Source organism: Streptomyces sp. NPDC028419, from assembly GCF_055565515.1.
This window is the reverse complement of the sequence record NZ_JBVHUE010000042.1, coordinates 39,474-61,113: the sequence shown is the minus strand read 5'-3', so window position 1 is coordinate 61,113 and position 21,640 is coordinate 39,474. Positions and strand designations below refer to the sequence as shown.

Sequence of the window (21,640 nt, the reverse complement as noted above, 5' to 3'; positions counted from 1 at the left end):
GGACCGCCCGCGCGCCCGAGCCCGTACGCCCGTTCCCGCTACCTGCTGGGGACGGGCGTCCGCGCGTCCGAGGGGTCCCGGTCCGGCCGCTCGTCGTGGCCGCGGCCGCCGCGGTGGCGCAGGCGCACCAGGACCCCGTACAGCAGGAGCGCCACGGCGATCCCGCCGCCGGCGCCGAAGCAGACGGTCGGGATGATGTCGAGCGGGCTGCGGATCCGGTCGTAGTACGTGAAGAAGCGGGCGACCCGCAGCCACACCACGACGCCCACGCAGACCACGGCCAGCACGACGGCCGCCCAACGGTCCGCCTGCCCCAGGACCGGTACGCACTCCGGCGCCGCGGACCGCGGCAGCCGACGCAGCGCGCTCACCACGAACCAGGTGAGCGCGACGGCGGCCAGCGCCGAACTGCCGTACTGCAGCCAGGTGTAGAGGGGCAGCCCGAAGGCGAGCGGGCGACCGAGGTCGGGCAGCATCCGCATGCCCCAGCGGTCCATGTGCGTGAAGCTGTCCCACATGACGTGCGTGAGCGAGCCGAGCACCGCGGAGAGGTAGAACCGCAGGGCCAGCACCGGCAGTCGGCCCCCGCGCCAGTCCTCACCGCGGACCAGCGCGTGCACCCGGCCGCGGGTCCACCGGGGGAGCAGCGCGACCAGGGGCTCGCGCAGCAGCAGCCAGCAGCCGACGAGGGCCGCGGTCAGGACGGCGTCGAGCGTGAGCACGCCCGCCGCCGAATGCGCGAAGTCGCCGTGGACCATCACCCCTTGGACGACGGCGTCCGCGAAGTAGAAGGTGTCGGGCGCGAACGAGCCCAGTACCAGGGCGGAGGCGACCAGCGGCCCCCGCGCGCGGCCGGTCCGGCGGATCGCCGGAAGGACGGCGGCCGCGTGGCTGAGTGTGAACGGCATGACGCCTCTCATTGGTCTTCGTCGGACTTCGACGGGTCTTCGGTAGGTCTTTGTTTACTTCGGTCCAATGCACCCCGAACGGTTCGGGACAGTATGCGTGACCTGCGCAAGACGTGCGGAAGTGGTGAATTCCGTAGCCAGGTTGATGCAGTGTGAAGCGAGTTGACGTACCGTCTCGCGGACGTCGAGGGGGAGGGGTCGGCCCATGCCGGTTCGGTCGAAGGTGCGTTCAGTCCGGTCCACGGTTCGTTTCGGCCACGGGTGGCTCAGGGGCGGTCTGGCGGTCGTGGTGTCGGCCCTGGTCGCGGGGGCCGTGACCGGTTCGCAGGCGCCGGGCGCGCTCGTGCTCGCCGATGCCGGGGGCGGCGCGCGCACCGAGCGGCCCGCCGCCGCCCCGACTCCGGGCAACGAGGCCGGCGGCGACTCCGCCTACTTCACCGAACTCCCGCCCCTGGCCAGCCCCGAGCCGCCCGCCGTGGTGCCGGCGGCGGACACCCCCGCGCCCACCCCGGCGCCCCCGGCCGCGGGGGAAGCGGTGACCACGGGCCCGGCCGAGGGCGCGCAGGGGATACCGGCGAGCGTGTGGGCGGCGTACCGGGGCGCGGAGCAGAAGATCGCGGCGAGCGATCCGGGGTGCGGGCTGCGCTGGCAACTGCTCGCGGCGATAGGCAAGGTCGAGTCCGGGCAGGCGCGCGGCGGGCAGGTGGACTCCGCGGGCACGACGCTGCGGCCCATCCTGGGACCCGTGCTCGACGGCAACGGCTTCGCGAACATCCCGGACACGGACGGCGGGGCGTACGACGGCGACGCGGCCCACGACCGCGCGGTCGGGCCGATGCAGTTCATCCCCTCCACCTGGGCGTCCTGGGGCCAGGACGCGAACGGCGACGGGCGGCGGGACCCGAACAACGTGCACGACGCGGCCCTCGCGGCCGGCCGCTACCTGTGCGCCGGCACGCGGGACCTGCGGGTGGGCGCGGACCTGGACCGGGCGGTCCTCTCCTACAACTACTCGACGGAGTACCTGACGACGGTGCGGTCCTGGTACGCGTACTACCTGAAGGGCGCGCACGAGGTGCCGGACGGGAGCGGGGGCGCCGGTACGGGCACGGGTGCGGGTACGGGCCCGGTGACGCCGCCGTCCACGAAGCCGACGCCGAAGCCCAGCCCGACGCCGACGCCGACGCCGACTCCCACCCCGAGCCCGAAGCCGACACCCACGCCGACGCCGACTCCCACGCCCACGCCGACTCCCACGCCCACGCCGACTCCCACGCCGACCCCGAAGCCGAGCCCCACGCCGACTCCGACGCCGTCGCCCAGCACCTCCGCCAGCCCGAAGCCGAGCCCGAGCGCCAGCCCGAGCGCGTCCGCGACGCCCGCCGCGCCCGCCGCGAGCCCGTCGCCCAAGACGTCGCCCAAGGCTTCCCCGAGCGGGTCCCCGAGCGGGTCGGCGGCGGGCGCGGAAAGCCCGTAGCCAGACGGTTCTCATCTCGCCCGCGCGTTGCTACGGTGCGCCAGACCTGACGACACATCAGATCTCGGAGGCCCCGGCATGCGCGCACTCGTCGCCGCCGCCATCGGGCTGGCCGCCGCGCTGGCCCTCGTCCTCACCATCACGGCGGTCGGGGTCCCGGACGGCGCGACCTCGCCCAAGCCCCTGCTCACCACGATCCCCTCCGCCCCCGGAAAGTAAGAGGAGGCCCGGCCATGCGACGCAGAGCGAGCCTCGTCCTGCTTGCCCTAGCCGTGTTCTGCACCGCGCTGGCGCCCCTGCTGCGCTGGTACGCGTACCCCCGCCTCGCCAAGATCCCGCCGAGCCAGTACCAGGAGATGGTCCTGGAGGCGAAGAACGCGACCCTGCTCGACTACAACAACGGCATGGAGCCCAAGAAGGTCGACAAGGTCACGATCATCCAGACCCTCAAGGGCAACGTCGAGGCGTCCAAGGAGATCGAGGCGAGCGCGGGCAAGGACGTCGTCGTCTGGGACACCCTGACCTACATCGCGGGGCCCGACGGCAAGATGGTCTCCCAGATCCCCGAGCGATACATCTTCGACGCGCACACCCAGGACCCGGTGCACGCCACCGGCGAGATGGTCGACGGGGACGCGGTCAAGCGCGAGGGCATCGAGTTCAAGTGGCCGTTCTTCACCGAGCCGCGCGACTACCTGTACTTCGACGCGCAGACGCGCACCTCCTCGCCCATCCACTACGTCGGCCCGCGCGGCTTCCGCGGCCTGGACGTCTACTACTTCGAGATGACGGTCCCCTGGACCAAGGTCCCCATGCCGAAGAAGATGCCGATCCCCGGCATCGACCCGACGAAGATCGAGGAGCAGACCGGGACGTCGCTCTGGTACTCGGCCACCATGAAGTTCTGGGTCGATCCGGTGACCGGAGCGCCCGTCAACGCCGAGCAGAGCATCCAGCAGGAGATGCGCGGCGGGATCGCGGCCGCGCGGCCCGACGGCAAGCTCACCGCCTTCGCCGGTGACGTGAAGATCCGGCCCGACTACCTCGACCACACCGTCGACCTGGTGAAGTCGAACCGGACCAAGGTGCTCGCGCTGCACACCTACGGGCCGGCCGGGCTGCTGGTCGTGGGCCTCGGCCTGTTCGGGCTCGCGCTCTGGCTGGAGGCGCGCGGGCGCCGGCGGCGCGGGGCGGGCGACGACCCCGAGCCGACGGTGGCACCGGTGCCGGCGGCTGCCTAGGAGCGGCGCAGCCGGTTGTTGGTGTGGCGGGTGGGCTCGGCGGCCGCCGGGTCCTCGGGCCAGGGGTGGCGGGGGTAGCGGCCGCGCAGCTCGGCGCGCACGGCGCGGTAGCCGTCCTGCCAGAAGGACGCCAGGTCGGCGGTGACCGCGGCCGGGCGCCCGGCGGGCGACAGCAGGTGGACGAGTACGGGCACCCCCGCGACCAGCGGCGTGCGCGCCAGCCCGAAGAGTTCCTGGAGCTTGACCGCCAGGACGGGCTGGCCGTCGCCGTCGCCGTAGTCCACCCGGATCCGGGAACCGCTGGGGACCTCGATCCGCTCCGGGGCCAGCTCGTCCAGGCGGGCGGCCTGCCCGGTGGCCCAGGGCAGCAGCCGGTTCAGTGCCTGGCCCGCCTCGATCCGACCGAGGTCGGCGCGGCGCCGGGCGCGCGAGAGCTCGGGCTCCAGCCAGTCGTCCGCCCGTGCCAGGAGCACGTCGTCGTGCGCCACGTCCGGCCAGGGGGCGCCGAGGGCGCGGTGCAGGAACGCGAGGCGGGCCCGCAGGGTCCGTGCGTCGGCGGACCAGCGCAGCAGGCCGAGGCCGTCGGTGCGGAGCCCGTCCAGCAGGGCGGCCCGGACCCGGTCCGGGGCGGGGTCGCGCAGCGGGCGCACGGTCAGCTCGATCGCGCCGAGGCGGTGCACGGTGCGGGCGGTGACGTCGCCATTCTCCCAGCGGACCTCCTCGGCGTCGGCGGACAGCAGGTGGGACGCGGCCGCGCGGGCGGTGTCCTCGTCGATGAGGGCGGCGAGGCGGATCCTGGCGGAGGGGGAGTGGGGGGTGCGGTCGGCCACCGCGACGGCCAGCCAGGGGGCGGTGCGCAGGGGGGAGCCGTCGTTCAGGTCGGCGCCGGTGCCGTTGGCCATGAGGTAGGAGGCCTCGGCCCGGCGCTGGGCGACGCGCTCCGGGAAGGCGAGCGCGACGATCAGCCCGGCGACGGCATCGTCGCCTCCGGCCCCCGACGGGGCTTGATGGGGTGCTGCTGTGCGCTTGCCCGTCGGCGTCGCCGTTCCCTCCGGGGGCGCCTCAAACGCCGGCGAGGCTTGAGTGGGTGCTGCTGTGCCCTTTCCCGTCCGTCCTTGAAGCGGAGGCGGGGCTGAATCCAGCCCCGCCGGGGTCGCAGGGGCGGGCGAATCCAGCCTCGCCGGGGTCGCAGGGGCGGCCGATGCCAGCCTCGCCGGGGTCGCAGGGGCGGGCGAATGCAGCCTCGCCGGGGTCGCAGGGGCGGGCGAATGCAGCCTCGCCGGCGTTTGAGGCGCCCCCGGAGGGGTGGTGGGGAGGGATCGGGTGAGGCGTTGGGATTCGGTGCGCCAGCGGGGGGCGTAGGGGTCGCCGCCCCGGCGGGCTCGGCGCCAGGCGGCCGTCAGGTCGTCGCCGTAGTCGCGGGGCGGCTCCTCGCTCAGGAGGGCCACCACCTCCGCCGCCCGCCGCACGCCGACCTCCGCCGCCCCGTCCAGCAGCGCACGGGCCAACCGCGGGTGCAGCCCGAGGCGGGCCATCGCGTGGCCCCGCGGCCCCACCCGCCCGGCCCGGTCCACCGCGTCCACGGCCGCCAGCACCTCCCGTGCCGCCGCCATCGCCCCGGCCGGCGGCGGGTCCAGCAGCGCCAGCCCGGACGCGTCCGGGTCGCCCCAGCAGGCGGCCTGGAGCGCGAACTGGGCCAGATCGGCGATCCGGATCTCGGGGGAGGGGAAGGCGGGGAGCCGCCCGTCCTCCGCCTCGGCCCAGCAGCGGTACACCGCCCCCGGCGCCTCGCGCCCGGCCCGCCCCGCCCGCTGGCGCGCCGACGCGCGGGACGCCCGTACGGTCGCCAGCGTGCCCAACCCCCGCGCGTGGTCCACCCGCGGCTCGCGGGCGAGCCCCGCGTCCACCACGATCCGCACCCCCGGCACGGTCAGGCTGGACTCCGCCACCGCGGTCGCCAGGATCACCCGGCGCCGCCCGCCCCCGCCGGCGAGCACGGCGTCCTGGACCGCGGCCGGAGCCCGTCCGTGCACCTGGAGCACCTCGGCGTCCACCGCGCCCAGCTGCCCCGCGACCCGGGAGATCTCACCGACCCCGGGCAGGAAGCACAGCACGTCCCCCGCCCGCTCGGCCAGCGCCCGCCGCACCACCGCCGCGACGTGGGTCAGCAGGGCGGGGTCGACGCGCATGCCGTGCGGCGGGCGCACCGGACGCAGCGGCGGGGCCCACACCACCTCGACCGGATGCGCGACCCCGGCGGCCTCCACCACCGGCGCGTCCCCCAGCAGCCGGGCCCACCCGGCCGCGTCGGTGGTCGCGGAGGCCGCGAGCAGCCGCAGTTCCGGGCGCAGGGTCGCCCTTACGTCGAGGAGGAAGGCCGCGACGGTATCGGCGTCCAGGTGCCGCTCGTGGCACTCGTCCAGGACCACCACGTCCGTCCCGGCCAGCTCCTGGTCCCGCTGGAGGCGCTGGAGCAGCACCCCGGTGGTCACCACCTCGACCCGGGTGCCCGGGCCCACCACCCGCTCGCCGCGCACCGTGAAGCCGACCGAGTCCCCGACCCGCTCGCCCAGCAGCCAGGCCATCCGGCGCGCCGCCGCCCGGGCCGCGATCCGCCTCGGCTCGGCGACGATCACCTTGCGCGCGGGTCCGGCGCCCACCAGGCCGGCCAGGACCAGCGGGACCAGCGTGGTCTTGCCGGTCCCGGGCGGCGCGCACAGCACCGCCGTGCCGTGCGCGTCGAGCGCCGCGACCAGCGCGGGCACGGCCGCGCCGACCGGCAGGGATTCCAGGGCGGAGGTACGGGGAACGGGCGCCATGGGTCAGCCGCGCTCGCAGACGAAGATCGCGGTGCCCGGGATCAGGTTCCCGCGCAGCGGGGACCAGCCGCCCCACTCCTGGCCGTTCCAGGCGGGCCACTCGGGCTCGACCAGGTCGAGGAGGCGGAAACCGCCCGCGACCACGTCCCGGACCCGGTCGCCGAGGGTGCGGTGGTGCTCCACGTACACGGCGCGGCCCCGCTCGTCCTGCTCGACGTACGGGGTCCGGTCGAAGTAGGAGGCGGCGACGGAGAGGCCCTCGGGTCCGGGCTCGTCGGGGAAGGCCCACCGGATGGGGTGGGTGACGGAGAAGACCCACCGGCCGCCGGGGCGCAGCACGCGGTGCACCTCGCGCATCACGTTCACCGGGTCGGCGACGAAGGGGACCGCGCCGTAGGCGGAGCAGGCCAGGTCGAAGGAGCCGTCGCGGAAGGGCAGCTTCCCGGCGTCCGCCTCGACGAGCGGGACGTCGTCGCCGATCCGCAGGGCGTGCTGGAGCTGGCGGTGGGAGAGGTCGAGGGCCACCGGACGGGCGCCCTGGGCGGCCAGCCAGCGCGAGCACTGGGCGGCGCCCGCGCCGATCTCCAGGACGTCGAGCCCCTTCAGTGACGAGGCGGGTCCGAGCAGACCGGCCTCGGCCTCGTCCAGGCCCTCGGGACCCCAGACGAAGCGGTCGTCCCCGAGGAAGGCGCCGTGGTCGCTCTGGTACTCGTCGGCGTTGCGGTCCCACCAGCCCCGGCTCGCCCGGCTGCTCTCCGCCTCCCCGGCGGCGCGCCGCGTGGCCTCGGCGTCGTCCTCCCCGACGGACGCCTCCGCTTCGTACGCTTCTTCGGTGTCGTAGTCCTCTTGGTTCATGGGGCCCGTCGTCGTAGTCTTCGAAAAAGAGGTAGGGAGCCGGTCATCACGGGCTCCCCGCCTACGAATTGTGCCGGTCATGTGGCGTTCTGTCCCGGGTGTCCGCCTTCGCGCATTGACCCTGTCCGGCTGCCCCCGTATGCTACAAGTTGCGCTGCGAGCCTGCGCTCCTCAGACCTAGCAGGCTGCGCTCGCATCTGTTGTAGTCCCCTCGGTTTTCGAGGCTCCTCTGCGCTCTTCGGAGCGTTCCGGAGACCTCCTTGGCTGTCCGGTCATAGGCAGATGGCGATAAGGGCTCCCGGCGTAGCAGTACCTACGACTTTCTGTCCGTAACCGGAGCCCTTTCCCACATGACGAGCAGCACCGAGACCACCGCCACCACCCCTCCGCAGGTAGCGGTCAACGACATCGGCGACGCGGACGCGTTCCTCGCGGCGATCGACGAGACGATCAAGTACTTCAACGACGGCGACATCGTCGACGGCGTCATCGTCAAGGTCGACCGGGACGAGGTTCTCCTCGACATCGGTTACAAGACGGAAGGCGTCATCCCGAGCCGCGAGCTCTCGATCAAGCACGACGTCGACCCGAACGATGTCGTCAAGGTCGGCGACGAGATCGAGGCCCTGGTTCTCCAGAAGGAGGACAAGGAAGGCCGTCTCATCCTGTCCAAGAAGCGCGCGCAGTACGAGCGCGCCTGGGGCACGATCGAGAAGATCAAGGAAGAAGACGGCATCGTCACCGGTACCGTCATCGAGGTCGTCAAGGGTGGTCTCATCCTCGACATCGGCCTCCGTGGCTTCCTGCCGGCCTCTCTCGTCGAGATGCGTCGCGTCCGCGACCTCCAGCCCTACGTGGGCAAGGAGCTCGAGGCGAAGATCATCGAGCTGGACAAGAACCGCAACAACGTGGTCCTGTCCCGCCGCGCGTGGCTCGAGCAGACCCAGTCCGAGGTTCGCCAGACGTTCCTCACCACCCTGCAGAAGGGTCAGGTCCGCTCCGGCGTCGTTTCCTCGATCGTCAACTTCGGTGCCTTCGTGGACCTGGGTGGCGTCGACGGTCTCGTCCACGTCTCCGAGCTCTCCTGGAAGCACATCGACCACCCGTCCGAGGTTGTCGAGGTCGGCCAGGAAGTCACCGTCGAGGTCCTCGACGTCGACATGGACCGCGAGCGCGTCTCCCTGTCGCTCAAGGCGACGCAGGAAGACCCGTGGCAGCAGTTCGCCCGGACGCACCAGATCGGCCAGGTCGTCCCGGGTAAGGTCACCAAGCTGGTTCCGTTCGGTGCGTTCGTCCGCGTGGACGAGGGCATCGAGGGTCTGGTCCACATCTCCGAGCTGGCCGAGCGCCACGTGGAGATCCCGGAGCAGGTCGTCCAGGTCAACGACGAGATCTTCGTCAAGGTCATCGACATCGACCTTGAGCGTCGCCGGATCTCGCTGTCGCTGAAGCAGGCCAACGAGTCCTTCGGTGCCGACCCGGCCTCGGTCGAGTTCGACCCGACGCTGTACGGCATGGCTGCCTCGTACGACGACCAGGGCAACTACATCTACCCCGAGGGCTTCGACCCCGAGACCAACGACTGGCTCGAGGGCTTCGACTCCCAGCGCGAGACGTGGGAGCGCCAGTACGCCGAGGCGCAGGTTCGCTTCGAGCAGCACCAGGCGCAGGTCATCAAGAGCCGCGAGGCCGACGAGGCCGCCGCTGCCGAGGGCGCTGCCGCCCCGGCCGCCGGTGGCAACACCGGTGGCGGCGCGAGCCTCTCCGGTGGTTCGTACTCCTCCGAGGGTGCGGACGAGACCTCCGGCGCCCTGGCGTCGGACGAGGCCCTGGCCGCGCTGCGCGAGAAGCTGGCCGGCGGCCAGAGCTGATCGCAGCGCACGGCGGCGCGCTCCGGTGCGCGGCTGAGCTGAGCTGAGAACGACGAGGCCCGTCCCCTTCGGGGGGCGGGCCTCGTCGCATGTGCGGGCCCGTCGTGTGTACGGGCCCGCTGTGTGTCCCCCTGATGAACGGTGGCGGTTTCTCCCCGATGGGCCGCCAACTGGGGAATGGCAGCGCCTCCTTGAACGTTCTTTGCAGAGAACGAGACGAAGGGGAGTGGTGACGGTGCTTGATCCGCAAGGCCTGTACGAGTGGGATGCGAAGGGTCTGGCCGTGGTGGACCTGGCGCTCGCCCAGGAGTCCGCCGGGCTGGTCATGCTCTACCACTTCGAGGGGTACATCGACGCGGGTGAGACCGGCGAGCAGATCGTCGAGCGGCTGCTCGACGCCCTGCCCCACCAGGTGGTGGCCCGCTTCGACGCGGACCGGCTCGTGGACTACCGGGCCCGGCGCCCGCTCCTGACCTTCCAGCGGGACCACTGGAGCGATTTCGACGCCCCCACGCTGGAGGTCCGACTGGTCCAGGACGCCACCGGCGCGCCGTTCCTGCTGCTGTCCGGCCCCGAGCCGGACGTGGAGTGGGAGCGCTTCGCCGCGGCCGTCCAGCAGATCGTGGAGCGCCTCGGCGTCCGCCTCTCGGTGAACTTCCACGGCATCCCGATGGGCGTCCCGCACACCCGTCCCGTCGGCATCACCCCGCACGGCAACCGCACGGACCTGATGCCCGGACACCGCAGCCCCTTCGACGAGGCGCAGGTGCCCGGCAGTGCGGAGTCCCTGGTGGAGTTCCGGCTCGCACAGGCCGGACACGACGTCCTGGGCGTCGCCGCGCACGTACCGCACTACGTCGCCCGCTCCTCGTACCCGGACGCCGCGCTGACCGCGCTGGAGGCGATCACGGGCGCGACCGGCCTGGTGCTGCCGACCGTGGCGCACGCGCTGCGCACGGAGGCGCACCGCACCCAGACGGAGATCGACCGGCAGATCAGGGAGGGCGACGAGGAGCTGGTCGCCCTCGTCCAGGGCCTTGAGCACCAGTTCGACGCGGCGGCCGGCGCGGAGACGCGGGGCAACATGATCGCGGAGCCCGCCGAGATCCCCTCGGCGGACGAGATCGGCCGCGAGTTCGAGCGCTTCCTCGCGGAGCGCGAGGGCGAGGGCTGAGAGCGGGCGAGGCCGTCTCTGGCCGAGGGACGGGGCCGAGGGGGAGGGCCCGTTCGGGGCTCCAGGGCGCGGCAGTAGGCTGCGGGCCATGCTGAAGGTGGGCCTGACGGGCGGAATCGGTGCCGGCAAGAGCGCGGTCTCACGACTGCTGGCGGGGTACGGGGCGGTGATCGTGGATGCCGACCGGATCGCGCGCGAGGTCGTGGAACCGGGCTCGCCCGGGCTCGCGGCGGTGGTGGCGGCCTTCGGGGAGTCCGTACTGGCTCCCGACGGCAGCCTCGACCGGCCGAAGCTCGGCTCGATCGTCTTCGCCGACCGGGAACTCCTGGGCACCCTGAACGCGATCGTGCACCCGCTGGTGGGCGCGCGTTCGGCCGAGCTGGAAGCGGCCGCGGGCCCCGACGCGATCGTCGTGCACGACGTACCGCTCCTCACCGAGAACGGCCTGGCCCCGCTGTACGACCTGGTCGTCGTCGTGGACGCGGCGCCGGAGACCCAGCTGGCCCGGCTGACCGCGCTGCGCGGCATGGAAGAGGGCGAGGCGCGGGCCCGGATGGCGGCGCAGGCGACCCGGGAGCAGCGGCTGGCCGTGGCCACGCTGGTCATCGACAACGACGGGCCGCTGGCGGCGCTGGAGCCGCAGGTGCGCAAGGTGTGGGAGGAACTCACCGCGCGCGCGGCAGCTCCCCGGGACTGATCTCGGGCCGGTGGCGCAACGACCTTGGTTCCGTGGCGCGTTGAAGGCGTCCGGAGAGGGAAGGAATCCCATCGTGTCCGACACCACGCCACCGTCCGCGTCCGTACCGGAGCCCGGGTCCGGGTCCCCGTCCGAGTCCGGACGGGAGTCGGTGGCCGGTGCGGGTTCCGGCAGCCCGGAGACCCACGTCATCGACTTCCGGGCCGCCGAGCGGCTGCTCGCGGCCCGGGACCCGAGGGGCGCGGTGAAACTGCTGGACTCGGTGATAGCCGCCCATCCGGAGAACACCGCCGCCCGGCTGCTGCGCGCCCGCGCCTTCTTCGCCGCCGCCCAACTGAGACCGGCGGCCCTGGAGTTCGAACTGGTCCTGGAGCGGGAACCGGACAACGCCTTCGCCCACTTCGCGCTGGCCCGCACGCACCAGCGGGCCGGCCAGCCGGAGCGCGCCCGCAGGCACTTCCGGCTCGCCGCGGCCCTGGACCCGCAGCCGGAGTACCTCCGGGCCGCGGCCTTCGAGGAGTAGCCGCCGGCCCGGGAAGCCCGTGGTTCAGCGGTGCGGAGGCTCGTACGGCGGGACGTCACGCCCCGGCTGGTAGTGCGGGCCCTGGTGGATGTGGCGCACGATCATCGCCATGTCCACGCTCACCAGGAGCAGGAGCGCGCCGCAGACCGCGGCCCAGACCGGCTGCCCGGCGGCCGCGAAGGCGGCCGTACCCGCGGCGGCCCAGAGCAGCCCCCACACGCTGAGCCAGAACCGCAGGCGCAGGGGGCTGCGCGCGGTCACCGGTTCGTTCCCGGTACGCATGGCCATCGCCTCGGATCCGTCGCCCGACCGGCCGTCGCCCCCTGTCCGTCCATGGTCCCACGCGCGGGGCGTCAGGGGTTGAGCTTGTGCACGGCGGTGGTGGTCGTCTTCTTGAAGGCGGTGACGGGCGCGTCGGCCAGCACCCCCATCTGGCCCCACTTCACGACGGTCACCGTGGATCCGTCGCGCCCGATGCCGTAGAGGTGGACGCCGGGCTCGGAATCGGGGATCGAGGTGTGCACGCCGTAGACGTGCGCCCCCTCCTCGACCCGGACCGGGCCGTAGTCCTGCCAGGAGGCCGTCCCGCCCGGGGTCGCGCGCAGCCAGTCGGCCGCGCAGGCGGCCACCTTGCGCTCCAGGGCGGTCGCCAGCTTCGCGGCCGCCGCGTCGGAGGCGGCGCGCACGGAGACCTGGACCGCGCCGGTGTCGAGGTCCGTGCCGAAGGCGCGGTGCCAGCTGCCCGCGGCGGGCAGCGCGCCCTCCAGGCAGAAGGGTGCGGACTCCGGGAGCCCCTTGGTGACCTTGCCCTGGGTCCAGGGGGAGCTGGGGTGCGGGGGCAGATCGGTACCGGCGAGGAAGCCGGGGGCGGTGGCGGCCGGAGCGGCGACGGCCGGGGCGGACGCGGTGAGCGCGAGCGCGGCCGCGGCTGCGGCGGCGAGGACGGTGGCCGAGGCGGTGGCGCGTCGGAACATGGGCGGACTCCCCGAGGTCGGTAGGTCGTTAGGCCAACACGTCGGTGGGCCAACAGGTCGGTAGGTCGGTGGAACGGGACGGTCGTGGTCGCCGGGCCCGTGCGCGGCGGGCCGTCGGGACAGCCATACCCCGGTCGGGCCCGGGTAATGCGAAGGTCAACAGCCCAGGTCAGCGGCATTGTCAGTGGCCCCACCTAGACTCGTTGGCAGTGATGTGTGTGGTGACATCCGTGGTGATGTCCGTGGTGATGTCCGTGGTGACGAGTCCGGGAGGGGGAAGGTGATGGCACTTCCGTCGCGTGAGCGCGCGCTCGCGGTGCGGGGCCTTCCCGAGGCGCAGCTCGGGTCGACGGCCCTGTTGCGCCACGCCGCCCTGTTCCTGCCGGACGCCGTTCCGCGCCGGAGTCGGATCGCCTTCTGGTCGCCGGCCGGCGAGGAGCTGCCCGATCCCGCGGACCTTCCCGGCCTGCCCGACCTGGTCCGCGAAGCGCTGGGCACGGTGCACCCCGCGGGCACCTCCCTGCGGACCCGGACCGTGCCCTCGCTCGTCCTCCCGCTCGCCGCCGCGCTCCCGTTGCTCGTCGCGGCCCCGCACCGCCCCGCCGCCCACCCGGCCACCCGGGCCTGGGGCACCGCCGCCCGTCAGGCCCTCGCGCTCGTCGCGCGGGGCCGGCTGCTCCCCGGCCTGACCCCCGAGGGCGTCGACGCCTGGCGCGTCGGGCCCCTGGACGGCGAGGACATCGCCTACCTCCGCGCGGTCGCGGCCGCCCTGCCGTACGAGGGGCACGCCGCGCCGCTGCCCGGGCGCCGCCCGTTGCTCCTGCCCGAACCGGAGGCCCTGGTCCGCGCCTTCCTCGACGCCGTCGCCGACACCCTGCCGCGCACACCGGCCGCGCCGGTCGCCGCCGGGCGCCCCTTCGCCTCGGTCGAGCCCCAGCAGGTGCCCGGCCTGCGGGAGTGGGCGGCGCAGGTCGCCGCCGGGGCGGACGCGGGGGTGGGGATCTCGCTACGGCTCGACCTGTCCTCGTACCGGCTCTTCGACCACGAGGAGGACACCGGGCAGGACGCCGCCGAGGTGCGCCGGGCGGGTGCGGCCGTGGTCCAGGTGCACAGCCTGGCCGATCCGACGCTGGTCGCCGACGCGGGCGCGCTGTGGGCGGGTACGGCCACCGACCGGTTCGGCCCGCGGGCCCGGGTCGACGCGGTGCTCGCGCTGCGTCGGGCCGGCCGGGTGTGGCCGCCGCTGTTGCGGCTGCTGGAGCAGCCCGTGCCCGAGGCGCTGGCCCTGTCGGACGCCGAGCTGGAGGACCTGCTGGGCGTCGCCGCGACCCGGCTCGCCGCGGCCGGGGTCGGCGTCCACTGGCCGCGGGACCTGGCCCGGACGCTGAGCGCGAGTGCCGTCGTACGGTCGACCGCGCCCGGTTCGGCCACCGACGGGACCGCCTTCTTCGACGCGGCCGGGCTCTTCGCCTTCTCCTGGGAGCTCGCGCTGGGCGGGGACCGGCTGACCCCCGGCGAGATGGACGCCCTCGCGCAGGCCCACCGTCCGGTGGTGCGGCTGCGCGACCAGTGGGTGCGGGTCGATCCGGACCTGGTCCGCAAGGCCCGCAAGCGGGAGCTGGGGCTGCTGGATCCGGTGGACGCGCTGGCGGCCGTGCTGACCGGCGAGGCCGAGGTCGAGGGGGAGCCCGTGCCGGCGGTCGCGGTGGGTTCGCTGGCCGCCCTGCGCGACCGGCTGACCGGGGAGCTGGCGCCGCTGCCCCAGCCGCCCGGGCTGCGGGCCACCCTGCGCGACTACCAGGCGCGCGGCCTGGCCTGGCTCGACCTGATGACCTCCCTCGGCCTCGGCGGCTGCCTCGCCGACGACATGGGGCTGGGCAAGACCGTCACGCTGATCGCCCTCCACCTGCACCGGGCCCGCCCCGAGCCGACCCTGGTGATCTGTCCCGCGTCCCTGCTCGGCAACTGGCAGCGCGAGATCGAGCGGTTCGCCCCGGGGGTGGCGGTGCGCCGCTTCCACGGGGCGGGGCGCAGCCTGGAGGGCCTGGCCGGCGGTTTCGTCCTCACCACCTACGGGACGATGCGGGCGAGTGCCTCCCGGCTGGCCGGCCAGGAGTGGGGGATGGTCGTCGCCGACGAGGCACAGCACATCAAGAACCCGCATTCGGCGACCGCGCGGGCGCTGCGCACCATCGGCGCACCGGCCCGGGTGGCGCTGACGGGCACCCCCGTCGAGAACAACCTCTCCGAGCTGTGGGCCCTCCTCGACTGGACCACCCCCGGTCTGCTCGGCCCGCTGACCGCCTTCCGGGCCCGCCACGCCCGGCCCGTGGAGCACCAGCAGGAGGAGGACGGCGGCAATGAGGCCGCGGTGGCCCGACTGGCGGCGCTGGTACGGCCGTTCTTGCTGCGCCGCAAGAAGTCCGACCCGGGGATCGCGCCCGAGCTGCCGCCCAAGACGGAGACCGACCACCCCGTCTCGCTGACCCGGGAACAAGCCTCCCTCTACCAGGCCGCGGTGGACGAGGCGATGGCCGTGATCGAGGCGAGCGAAGGCATCGAACGCCGCGGCATGATCATGAAGCTGCTGGCCTCGCTCAAGCAGATCTGCAACCACCCGGCGCAGTACCTCAAGGAGGAGCGGCCCCGGATCGCGCACCGCTCCGGCAAACTCGCCCTCTTGGACGAGTTGTTGGACACGATCGTGTCCGAGGGCGGTTCCGTGCTGGTCTTCACCCAGTACGTGACGATGGCCCGGATCCTGGAGCGGCACCTGGCGGCCCGCGGGATCCCGACCCAACTGCTGCACGGCGGCACCCCGGTGGCCCGCCGCGAGGAGCTCGTGGACCGCTTCCAGGACGGCGAGGTCCCGGTGTTCCTGCTGTCCCTCAAGGCCGCCGGCACCGGCCTCAACCTCACCCGCGCCGGACACGTCGTCCACTACGACCGCTGGTGGAACCCCGCCGTCGAGGAACAGGCCACCGACCGCGCCTACCGCATCGGCCAGACCCAGCCCGTCCAGGTCCACCGGATCATCGCCGAAGGCACCGTCGAGGACCGCATCGCCGAGATGCTGGAGGCCAAGCGGGCCCTGGCCGAGGCGGTCCTCGGGTCGGGCGAGACCGCGCTGACCGAGCTCACCGATCGCGAGCTCGCCGACCTCGTCTCCCTGCGCAGGCGCTCGTGATCACCGCGCGCGACGATCTGCGCCGCACCTTCGACTCGCTGCCCGCGGGGGCCGGTGCCGCGAGCTGGTGGGGGCGGGCCTGGGTGGCCGCCCTGGAGGGGCGCTCCGGTGACGCGGCGCGCCTGGGGCGCGGGCGGGCGTACGCGGAGGACGGGCACGTCGACGCGGTGACGGTCACCCCCGGGCGGATCGTGGCGTACGTGCGCGGCAGCCGGGCCCGGCCGTACCGCACCGAGCTGGCCCTGACCGTCCTCACCGAGGAGGAGTGGGACGAGCTGCTGGAGGACACGGCCGCCCAGCCGGCGGCCCTGGCCGCGCTGTTGGAGCGCGAGGTTCCGCAGGCCCTGGCCGACCGGCTGTTGCCGGGCGTCAGGGACCTCGTGCCGCACTGCTCCTGCCCGGACGTCGGGCGTCCGCCGTGCAAGCACGCCGCCGCGCTCTGCTACCGCGCGGCCCGGCTGCTCGACGAGGACCCCTTCGTCCTGATGCTGCTGCGCGGCCGGGGCGAGCGGGACCTCCTCGACGAGCTGGCCCGCCGCAATGCCGCGCACGCCGCCCGCGAACGGCCCGCGGCCGACGTCGACTTCCCCGGCGTCCCGGCGCGCGCGGCCGTGCACCGCACCGCCCGGGCGCCGCTGCCCGCCCCGCTCGACGCACCGGCCGTCGGCGCCGCCCCCGGCTACCCGGAGGAGCGGGGCGCCCCGGATCCGCTGGCCCTGGACCAGCTCGCCTACGACGCCGCGGCGCGCGCCCACGCCCTCCTCGCCACCGGCGAGGACCCGATCGCCGGCCTCACGCTCTGGCAGGACGCGGTCCGGCTGGCCACCGCGCAGCCGCCGACCTCGGGCCTGGCCGCTTCCACCCGCGCCCTGTACCGCGATCTGGCCGCCGCCACCGGGCGCTCCCCGGGCGAGCTGGCCCGCGCGGTGTCGGCCTGGCGCCAGGGCGGTTCGGCGGGGCTGCTGGTGCTGGAGGAGGAGTGGGACCCGCCCGCGGGCCCCTTCGACCGGGCCCGCCCGGCCCTGCTGGCCGCGGGGCGGGGTCCCTTCCGGCCCCGCCGCAACCGCCTCAGTGGGCGCACCTCCCAGCTCCGGCTCGGTCGCGACGGCCTCTGGTACGCCTACGAGTCCGAACCGGACGAGGAGGACTGGTGGCCCTGCGGGCCGCCGTCCGCCGACCCGCTCACGGCGCTCGCCTCCCACCGCTGACCCGGGCCGCGGGCCCCCGGTTCAGGCTCCCGGTAGGGAGGCCGCCCAGCGGGTGAGGGTGGTGAAGTCGCGTGCGCGCAGGCCGTGACGGGGGTGGATGCGCAGCAGGAGGGAGGGCGCCGGGTAGTGCGCGTGGGCCCAGGCGCGGTCCCTGGCGGTGATCATGTCGTCGACCCAGGCGAAGGGGCGTCCGGCGGCCCACTCCAACAGCGGCCGGGTCTTCCAGTAGAGGCCGTCGGGGTCGTGGGCGAAGAGTTCCGGCCACTCGATGACGGGAAGGTCGCCGGGCAGCCCGATGTGTGGGGAGATCATCGTGTTGGCCTGGTGCATCCAGGTGGTGGCCCAGGCCAGTTCGAAGGGCAGGGCCTGGAGGCGCGGACCGTGCGTGGGATGCAGCCGGACCCGCAGGCCCCGGCGCGCGCTCGGCGAATCCGGGGCGCGGCGCGACATCCAGAGGGCCGGACGCATCCGGTGCGTGGTGTATCCGTGCAGCCCCGCGAGGCGCGACCGGAACGGGTTGAGCGGGCCGTCCACGTCGAGGAGCAGCAGTGGTCTGTCCATCATGAAGTACGCACTACCCAGTACACGATGGAGTGAAATGCCTACTGGCGCTATAACCCGAACGGGTTCAGGGCGTTGTTCCGGATGCGGGTGCACACCCGCGAACTCCTCCGGAAGGTAGGGACACTGATGCGAAGCAGTCGTCGAAATGGCTTGATCGCGGCGGTGGTTGCGGGAGGTGGCCTGGCCGCGGCGGGTGTGGGAGGTCTCGCACACGCCGACGCGGACGCGGGTGGTTCGGCGCAGCGCTCGCCGGGGCTGCTCTCGGGGAACGTGGTGCAGCTGCCGGTGCACGCGCCGGTGAACGTGTGCGGCAACACCGTGAGCGTGGTGGGCCTGCTCAACTCCGCCGCGGGGAACCGGTGTGCCAACGCGGGCCCCGGCGAGCATCCGGATCCGCGCCCCTCGCATCCGTCGGGCCCGTCGTCCGCGACGGGCCCCTCCCGACAGGGTGCCGGGCACGGCGGGGGAGCGGTCGCGCACGCGCGCGGAAAGGATTCGCCTGGCCTGCTGTCCGGCAACGGGCTCCAGCTGCCGATCGATCTCCCGGTGAACATCAGCGGCAACGCGGTGAGCGTCGTCGGCGCCGGGAACTCCGCCGTGGGCAACACCTCGGTCAACGCGGGCCCGCCCAGCGGGAGCAAGCCCGCCCAGCCGCCTGTGGCGGTGCGCCCGGTCACCCCGCCCGCGCCGCCCCGGGTGACGGGTCCCGCGCTGGCGCACACCGGCTCCGACGGGCTCGACTACCTGATCCCGGGCAGCGCCGCCCTGCTCCTCGGCGGGGCCCTGCTCTACCGCCGCTCCCGCACCAGCTGAGCGGCCTGCGCCGGGCCGGGCCGCCAGGAGGCGAGGACCGCCTCGATCCGCGGGGCGAGCCGGGCGCGGGCCTCGAACCGCGGGACGCCCGCCATCAGCAGGGCGTCGTACTCCGTGTCCTCGTGCCGGACCGCGGCGCGCACCGCCACCGAGACGGCCTGTTCGGACAGGGCCCGGCCCGCCGCGCTGCGGCCGACCCGCCCGCTGCCCCGTACCGAGGCGTGCGCGGCGATCGCCAGGGCGCGCTCCGGCGGGCACCCTGGGAACAATCGCGCTATCTCGGCGGCGAAGAGCGCGGTGAACCGGGTGTCCTCGGCGGCCCGGCGCAGCCGGTCGCGGGCCCGGCGCCGGGCCCGCGCCTCGGCGTCCGCGAGGCAGGCGGCCTCGGCCCGGGCGAGCGCCGGCTCCTCGACCAGCAGGCCCTGGCGCTCGTGGCGGCGATGGCGCTTGTTGAAGCGGACCACCACCGCGCACAGCGAACTGCCCGTCCGCGCCCGGCGGGTGAGGGCGGCGTCCCCGCGCGGCAGGTAGACGAGGTGCCCGAGGTCGGCGCAGTCCAGGCAGCGGGGAACACCGGACTCGCGGACGAGGTGCGGGAGCGGCCCGTGCCCGCACTCCGCGCAGCTGATCCGCTTGAGCGACTCGAAGACGACGAGGTCCATACAGGTGTGATACCGCCGCGGCGGCCCCCTATCACCTGGTAGCGGACGGTAGTTGTCCCCTCGGTGCTCCCTCGGTGCTCCCTCGGAGATCCCCTGGAGCGGTCCGAGGCCCCCCTCCCCGGACCGCGTCGCGCGCCCGCGCTCACACCAGGCGGCGTATCTCTCCGCGCACGCGGTAGAAACCTCCGGGTGCCGGGTGCAGTCCGTCCACCACGTACCGGGCCCCCGCCTCCCGGATGCCCCGCGGGAACTGCACGTTCCACGACGGCTCGAAGCCGCCCGAGACCACCTGCACCCGCGTCCGGCCGCCCTGCTGGACGCACTCGACCACCACGCCGCCGGCGGGCGCGACCGTCACCGTCGCCACCGCGGCGGCCGAGGCCGCCGGGGTGAACACGGGCAGCGCGGCGGCCGACTTCACGTCCATCGCGGTCGGCACCGAGCCCTGCTGGGCCGCCGCGATGGCAGCCTCGCTCGCGTCCACGCACACCAGCGAGCCGTCGGTGGTCACCAGGTACAGCCGCTCGTCCAGGTACTGCATCGACAGCGCGGAGCCGCTGCCCGTGCCCAGCTTCCACAGGCGTCGCCCATCGGCGTCGAAGCAGTACACCGACGAGGAGGAGTCACCCGCGAAGACGTGCCGGCCGTCGGGGGAGGTCGCGCACGAGTACACCGAACCGTCGCACCGGTAGGTGGCCTCGACGGCCCCGGTCGCCTTCGCGATCCGCTCCACGGTGTAGCGGGAGGTCCCCGCGTACACCGCGTGGTCCTCCTGCCAGCCGAAGAGCACCTGGCCCTTGGTCGGCGCGTGCCACAACTCCCCGGAACCGTCCTGGGCGTACGCCGTCACGCCCGAGGAGTGTCCGTGGTAGACCGCGTCCCCGTCCGCGCGGACCATCCACCCGTTGGAGCCGGCGGACTTGCGCGACCACTGGAACTCGTCCTCGTGGTCGATCACCGTCAGACCGCCGTTGCGGTCGGAGACGGTGAGCACGCCCTCGCGGATGTCCAGCCAGAAGATGTCCACGTCCGCCGCGATGTCGTAGGCCCCGAAGGGGACCTTCGAGGACAGGTCGTAGACCGTGCCGTCGTCGCAGCCGGCATAGATCCAGAACTCGTCCGCCACCAGGCACTTGACCCCGTCCGGCAGCGAATAGCGGGCCAGCACCTCGCCGCCGTGGCTCAGCGTGTAGACGTCGCCGGCCTGGTTGCCGACCCAGCACCGGTCCTCGTCCACGTGGATCCCGAAGGCCGAGGCCCCGGTGCGGAACCGCCACAGCACCGGCGCCACCGCCCGCGCGGTCGACGGTGCCGAGGTCACCTCGCGGCGGGAGACGGCGCGCGCCGTCCGCTGGCCCCGCACGGCCGGTGCGTACCCCTTGCGGACCTTCTCGCCGACCTTCTTCGCGGCGGCCGCCCGCGCCTTCTCGATGGTCGGGAAGGAGGAGTTCTGCAGCTGCCCGTCGGCTCCGATCCGGCCGTAACGCACCGAGACGTCCGTGCCGTCCACGGTCACCTCATAGAACTTGTGCGCGCCGCCGCCCTCTTGCGACAGCTCCAGGTACGTCGTCTCGCGAGCCATGACAGACCCCTCCCCAAGGTCGGGCCGACGGCTCTTTCGCGTCGGTGATCCCTTGATGAGAAACGCTACGGGTGAGCACTGACAATGGGACCGTGCAGCTGGAAGCGATCACATGGGAGGGGATGGCCGAGCGGCTAGCGGGCCATCTCGACGGCGCACCGCGGGACGCGGGCGGTGCGGAGGGCCGGCTACGGGTGGCCGTGGACGGGGCGCCCGCCGCCGGTACGGAGGTGCTCGCGGGCCGGCTCGCGGACGCGCTGCGCCGGCGCGGCCGTTCTGTTCTGGTCGTGCCGACCGGGGGCTTCCTGCGGCCGGCCTCGCTGCGCTTCGAGTACGGCCGGCGGGATGTCGACGCGTACCTCGGCGGTTGGTACGACACGGCCGCGCTCTGGCGTGAGGTCATCGGGCCGTTGGATCCCGGTGGGACGGGGCGGGTGCTCCCGGACCTGTGGGATCCGGTGACGGACCGGGCGACCCGGAGTCCGTACGTGGCGGTGCCGCCGGGTGGGGTGGTGATCCTGCACGGGCCGTTCCTGATGGGGCATTGGTTCCCCTTCGACCTCAGCGTTCACGTCCGGCTTTCCGCGGGGGCGCTGGTGCGGCGTACGCCCGAGGAGGAGGGGTGGACCGTGGCCGCCTTCGCGCGGTACGACGCCGAGACGGATCCCGGGGCGGTGGCCGACGTGTTGGTCCGCGCCGACGATCCCCGGCACCCGGCCTGGACCGGTGTCCCGCGCTGACCCGCCCCGTGTCGGCCTCGGCTCTCCCGGATCCCGCCGGTCCCCGACGTGCCCTCCGGGGGCGCCTCAAACGCCGGCGGGGCTGGGTGGGCTGGCGTCTGGTGTGTCCTGCGGGTGCGCCTCGGGGGGCGGCGGGGGCGGGTGGGTGCGGCTGGTCTCCGGTGTGCCCTCCGGGGGCGCCTCAAACGCCGGCGGGGCTGGGTGGGGGGCGTTTGAAGTGCTGGCGGGGCTGGGTGCGGGTGCCTCAAGTGCTGGCGGGCGGGGTGGGGGTGCCTCATGTGCTGGCGGGGCTGGGTAGGGGGCGCCTGAAGTGCTGGCGGGCTGGGTGGGGGTGTCTCAAACGCC

At 74.1% G+C, this 21,640-nt stretch carries 19 protein-coding genes; 11 read left to right on the top strand and 8 right to left on the bottom strand.

All coding sequences use genetic code 11. The annotated features are described in order from the left end of the window. Positions 1–38 precede the first annotated feature (38 nt). Positions 39–908 (bottom strand): DUF4184 family protein, encoded by an 870-nt coding sequence (locus ACZ4UB_RS34650; protein WP_468076502.1) that lies wholly within the window; start codon positions 906–908, stop codon positions 39–41. 205 nt (positions 909–1,113) lie between these two features. Here ACZ4UB_RS34650 and ACZ4UB_RS34645 point away from each other — a divergent pair, with 205 nt between their 5' ends. From ACZ4UB_RS34645 to pgfA, 3 genes are all read left to right on the top strand, one after another. After that, entirely contained in the window at positions 1,114–2,385 is a 1,272-nt protein-coding gene (locus ACZ4UB_RS34645; protein WP_468076500.1) for a lytic transglycosylase domain-containing protein, read from the top strand. A gap of 78 nt (positions 2,386–2,463) precedes the next feature. Further along, positions 2,464–2,604, top strand: a complete 141-nt coding sequence (locus ACZ4UB_RS34640; protein WP_354383333.1) for an SPW_0924 family protein — start codon at positions 2,464–2,466, stop codon at positions 2,602–2,604. A gap of 14 nt (positions 2,605–2,618) precedes the next feature. Beyond that, positions 2,619–3,626 (top strand): cell envelope lipid trafficking protein PgfA, encoded by a 1,008-nt coding sequence (pgfA, locus tag ACZ4UB_RS34635; protein WP_354383334.1) that lies wholly within the window; start codon positions 2,619–2,621, stop codon positions 3,624–3,626. Here the strand turns inward: pgfA and ACZ4UB_RS34630 are convergent. Together ACZ4UB_RS34630 and ACZ4UB_RS34625 are read right to left on the bottom strand one after the other, a co-directional pair. Then, positions 3,623–6,445: an ATP-dependent RNA helicase gene (locus ACZ4UB_RS34630; protein WP_468076497.1), complete on the bottom strand. Its 2,823-nt coding sequence runs from the start codon at positions 6,443–6,445 to the stop codon at positions 3,623–3,625. The two genes, pgfA and ACZ4UB_RS34630, sit on opposite strands and share 4 nt — an antisense overlap. 3 nt (positions 6,446–6,448) lie before the next feature. After that, complete coding sequence (locus ACZ4UB_RS34625; RefSeq protein WP_468076495.1) at positions 6,449–7,300, bottom strand: class I SAM-dependent methyltransferase; 852 nt, start codon at positions 7,298–7,300, stop codon at positions 6,449–6,451. Between the two features lie 350 nt (positions 7,301–7,650). Here ACZ4UB_RS34625 and rpsA point away from each other — a divergent pair, with 350 nt between their 5' ends. From rpsA to ACZ4UB_RS34605, 4 genes are all read left to right on the top strand, one after another. After that, positions 7,651–9,171: a 30S ribosomal protein S1 gene (rpsA, locus tag ACZ4UB_RS34620; protein ID WP_351038657.1), complete on the top strand. Its 1,521-nt coding sequence runs from the start codon at positions 7,651–7,653 to the stop codon at positions 9,169–9,171. A 235-nt stretch (positions 9,172–9,406) separates the two neighbouring features. Continuing rightward, positions 9,407–10,345 carry a PAC2 family protein gene (locus tag ACZ4UB_RS34615; RefSeq protein WP_468076493.1) on the top strand — a complete coding sequence of 313 codons (939 nt, stop codon included), beginning with the start codon at positions 9,407–9,409 and terminating at the stop codon, positions 10,343–10,345. 88 nt (positions 10,346–10,433) lie between these two features. Beyond that, positions 10,434–11,042: a dephospho-CoA kinase gene (gene coaE, locus ACZ4UB_RS34610; RefSeq protein WP_354383338.1), complete on the top strand. Its 609-nt coding sequence runs from the start codon at positions 10,434–10,436 to the stop codon at positions 11,040–11,042. A 151-nt stretch (positions 11,043–11,193) separates the two neighbouring features. Continuing rightward, the gene (locus ACZ4UB_RS34605) at positions 11,194–11,565 is read left to right on the top strand and encodes a tetratricopeptide repeat protein (protein ID WP_354383365.1); all 372 of its coding nucleotides are present in this window, start codon (positions 11,194–11,196) and stop codon (positions 11,563–11,565) included. Positions 11,566–11,589: 24 nt separating this feature from the next. Here ACZ4UB_RS34605 and ACZ4UB_RS34600 read toward each other — a convergent pair whose 3' ends face one another. Both ACZ4UB_RS34600 and ACZ4UB_RS34595 read right to left on the bottom strand, forming a co-directional pair. Next, complete coding sequence (locus ACZ4UB_RS34600) at positions 11,590–11,847, bottom strand: DUF6343 family protein (protein ID WP_468076490.1); 258 nt, start codon at positions 11,845–11,847, stop codon at positions 11,590–11,592. Positions 11,848–11,918: 71 nt separating this feature from the next. Further along, positions 11,919–12,539 carry a hypothetical protein gene (locus ACZ4UB_RS34595; protein WP_468076488.1) on the bottom strand — a complete coding sequence of 207 codons (621 nt, stop codon included), beginning with the start codon at positions 12,537–12,539 and terminating at the stop codon, positions 11,919–11,921. Positions 12,540–12,822: 283 nt separating this feature from the next. Here ACZ4UB_RS34595 and ACZ4UB_RS34590 point away from each other — a divergent pair, with 283 nt between their 5' ends. Together ACZ4UB_RS34590 and ACZ4UB_RS34585 are read left to right on the top strand one after the other, a co-directional pair. After that, positions 12,823–15,726, top strand: a complete 2,904-nt coding sequence (locus ACZ4UB_RS34590) for a DEAD/DEAH box helicase (RefSeq protein ID WP_468076486.1) — start codon at positions 12,823–12,825, stop codon at positions 15,724–15,726. Continuing rightward, positions 15,723–16,934: an SWIM zinc finger family protein gene (locus ACZ4UB_RS34585; RefSeq protein WP_468076484.1), complete on the top strand. Its 1,212-nt coding sequence runs from the start codon at positions 15,723–15,725 to the stop codon at positions 16,932–16,934. Before ACZ4UB_RS34590 ends, ACZ4UB_RS34585 begins: the two co-directional genes overlap by 4 nt. Positions 16,935–16,955: 21 nt before the next feature. On the opposite strand, the gene ACZ4UB_RS34580 is transcribed toward ACZ4UB_RS34585, so the two are convergent. Then, positions 16,956–17,498 carry an HAD domain-containing protein gene (locus ACZ4UB_RS34580; RefSeq protein ID WP_468076482.1) on the bottom strand — a complete coding sequence of 181 codons (543 nt, stop codon included), beginning with the start codon at positions 17,496–17,498 and terminating at the stop codon, positions 16,956–16,958. 195 nt (positions 17,499–17,693) lie between these two features. On the opposite strand from ACZ4UB_RS34580, the gene ACZ4UB_RS34575 reads away from it, so the two are divergent. Continuing rightward, complete coding sequence (locus ACZ4UB_RS34575) at positions 17,694–18,311, top strand: chaplin (protein WP_468076480.1); 618 nt, start codon at positions 17,694–17,696, stop codon at positions 18,309–18,311. Here the strand turns inward: ACZ4UB_RS34575 and ACZ4UB_RS34570 are convergent. Further along, positions 18,287–18,973, bottom strand: a complete 687-nt coding sequence (locus ACZ4UB_RS34570; RefSeq protein ID WP_467960130.1) for a DUF2293 domain-containing protein — start codon at positions 18,971–18,973, stop codon at positions 18,287–18,289. The genes ACZ4UB_RS34575 and ACZ4UB_RS34570 overlap by 25 nt on opposite strands. A gap of 142 nt (positions 18,974–19,115) precedes the next feature. Further along, positions 19,116–20,555 (bottom strand): WGR domain-containing protein, encoded by a 1,440-nt coding sequence (locus ACZ4UB_RS34565; protein WP_468076478.1) that lies wholly within the window; start codon positions 20,553–20,555, stop codon positions 19,116–19,118. 92 nt (positions 20,556–20,647) lie between these two features. Between ACZ4UB_RS34565 and ACZ4UB_RS34560 the strand changes: the two genes are divergently transcribed. Beyond that, positions 20,648–21,295: a nucleoside/nucleotide kinase family protein gene (locus tag ACZ4UB_RS34560; protein WP_468076476.1), complete on the top strand. Its 648-nt coding sequence runs from the start codon at positions 20,648–20,650 to the stop codon at positions 21,293–21,295. The last annotated feature ends 345 nt before the right edge of the window (positions 21,296–21,640 follow it).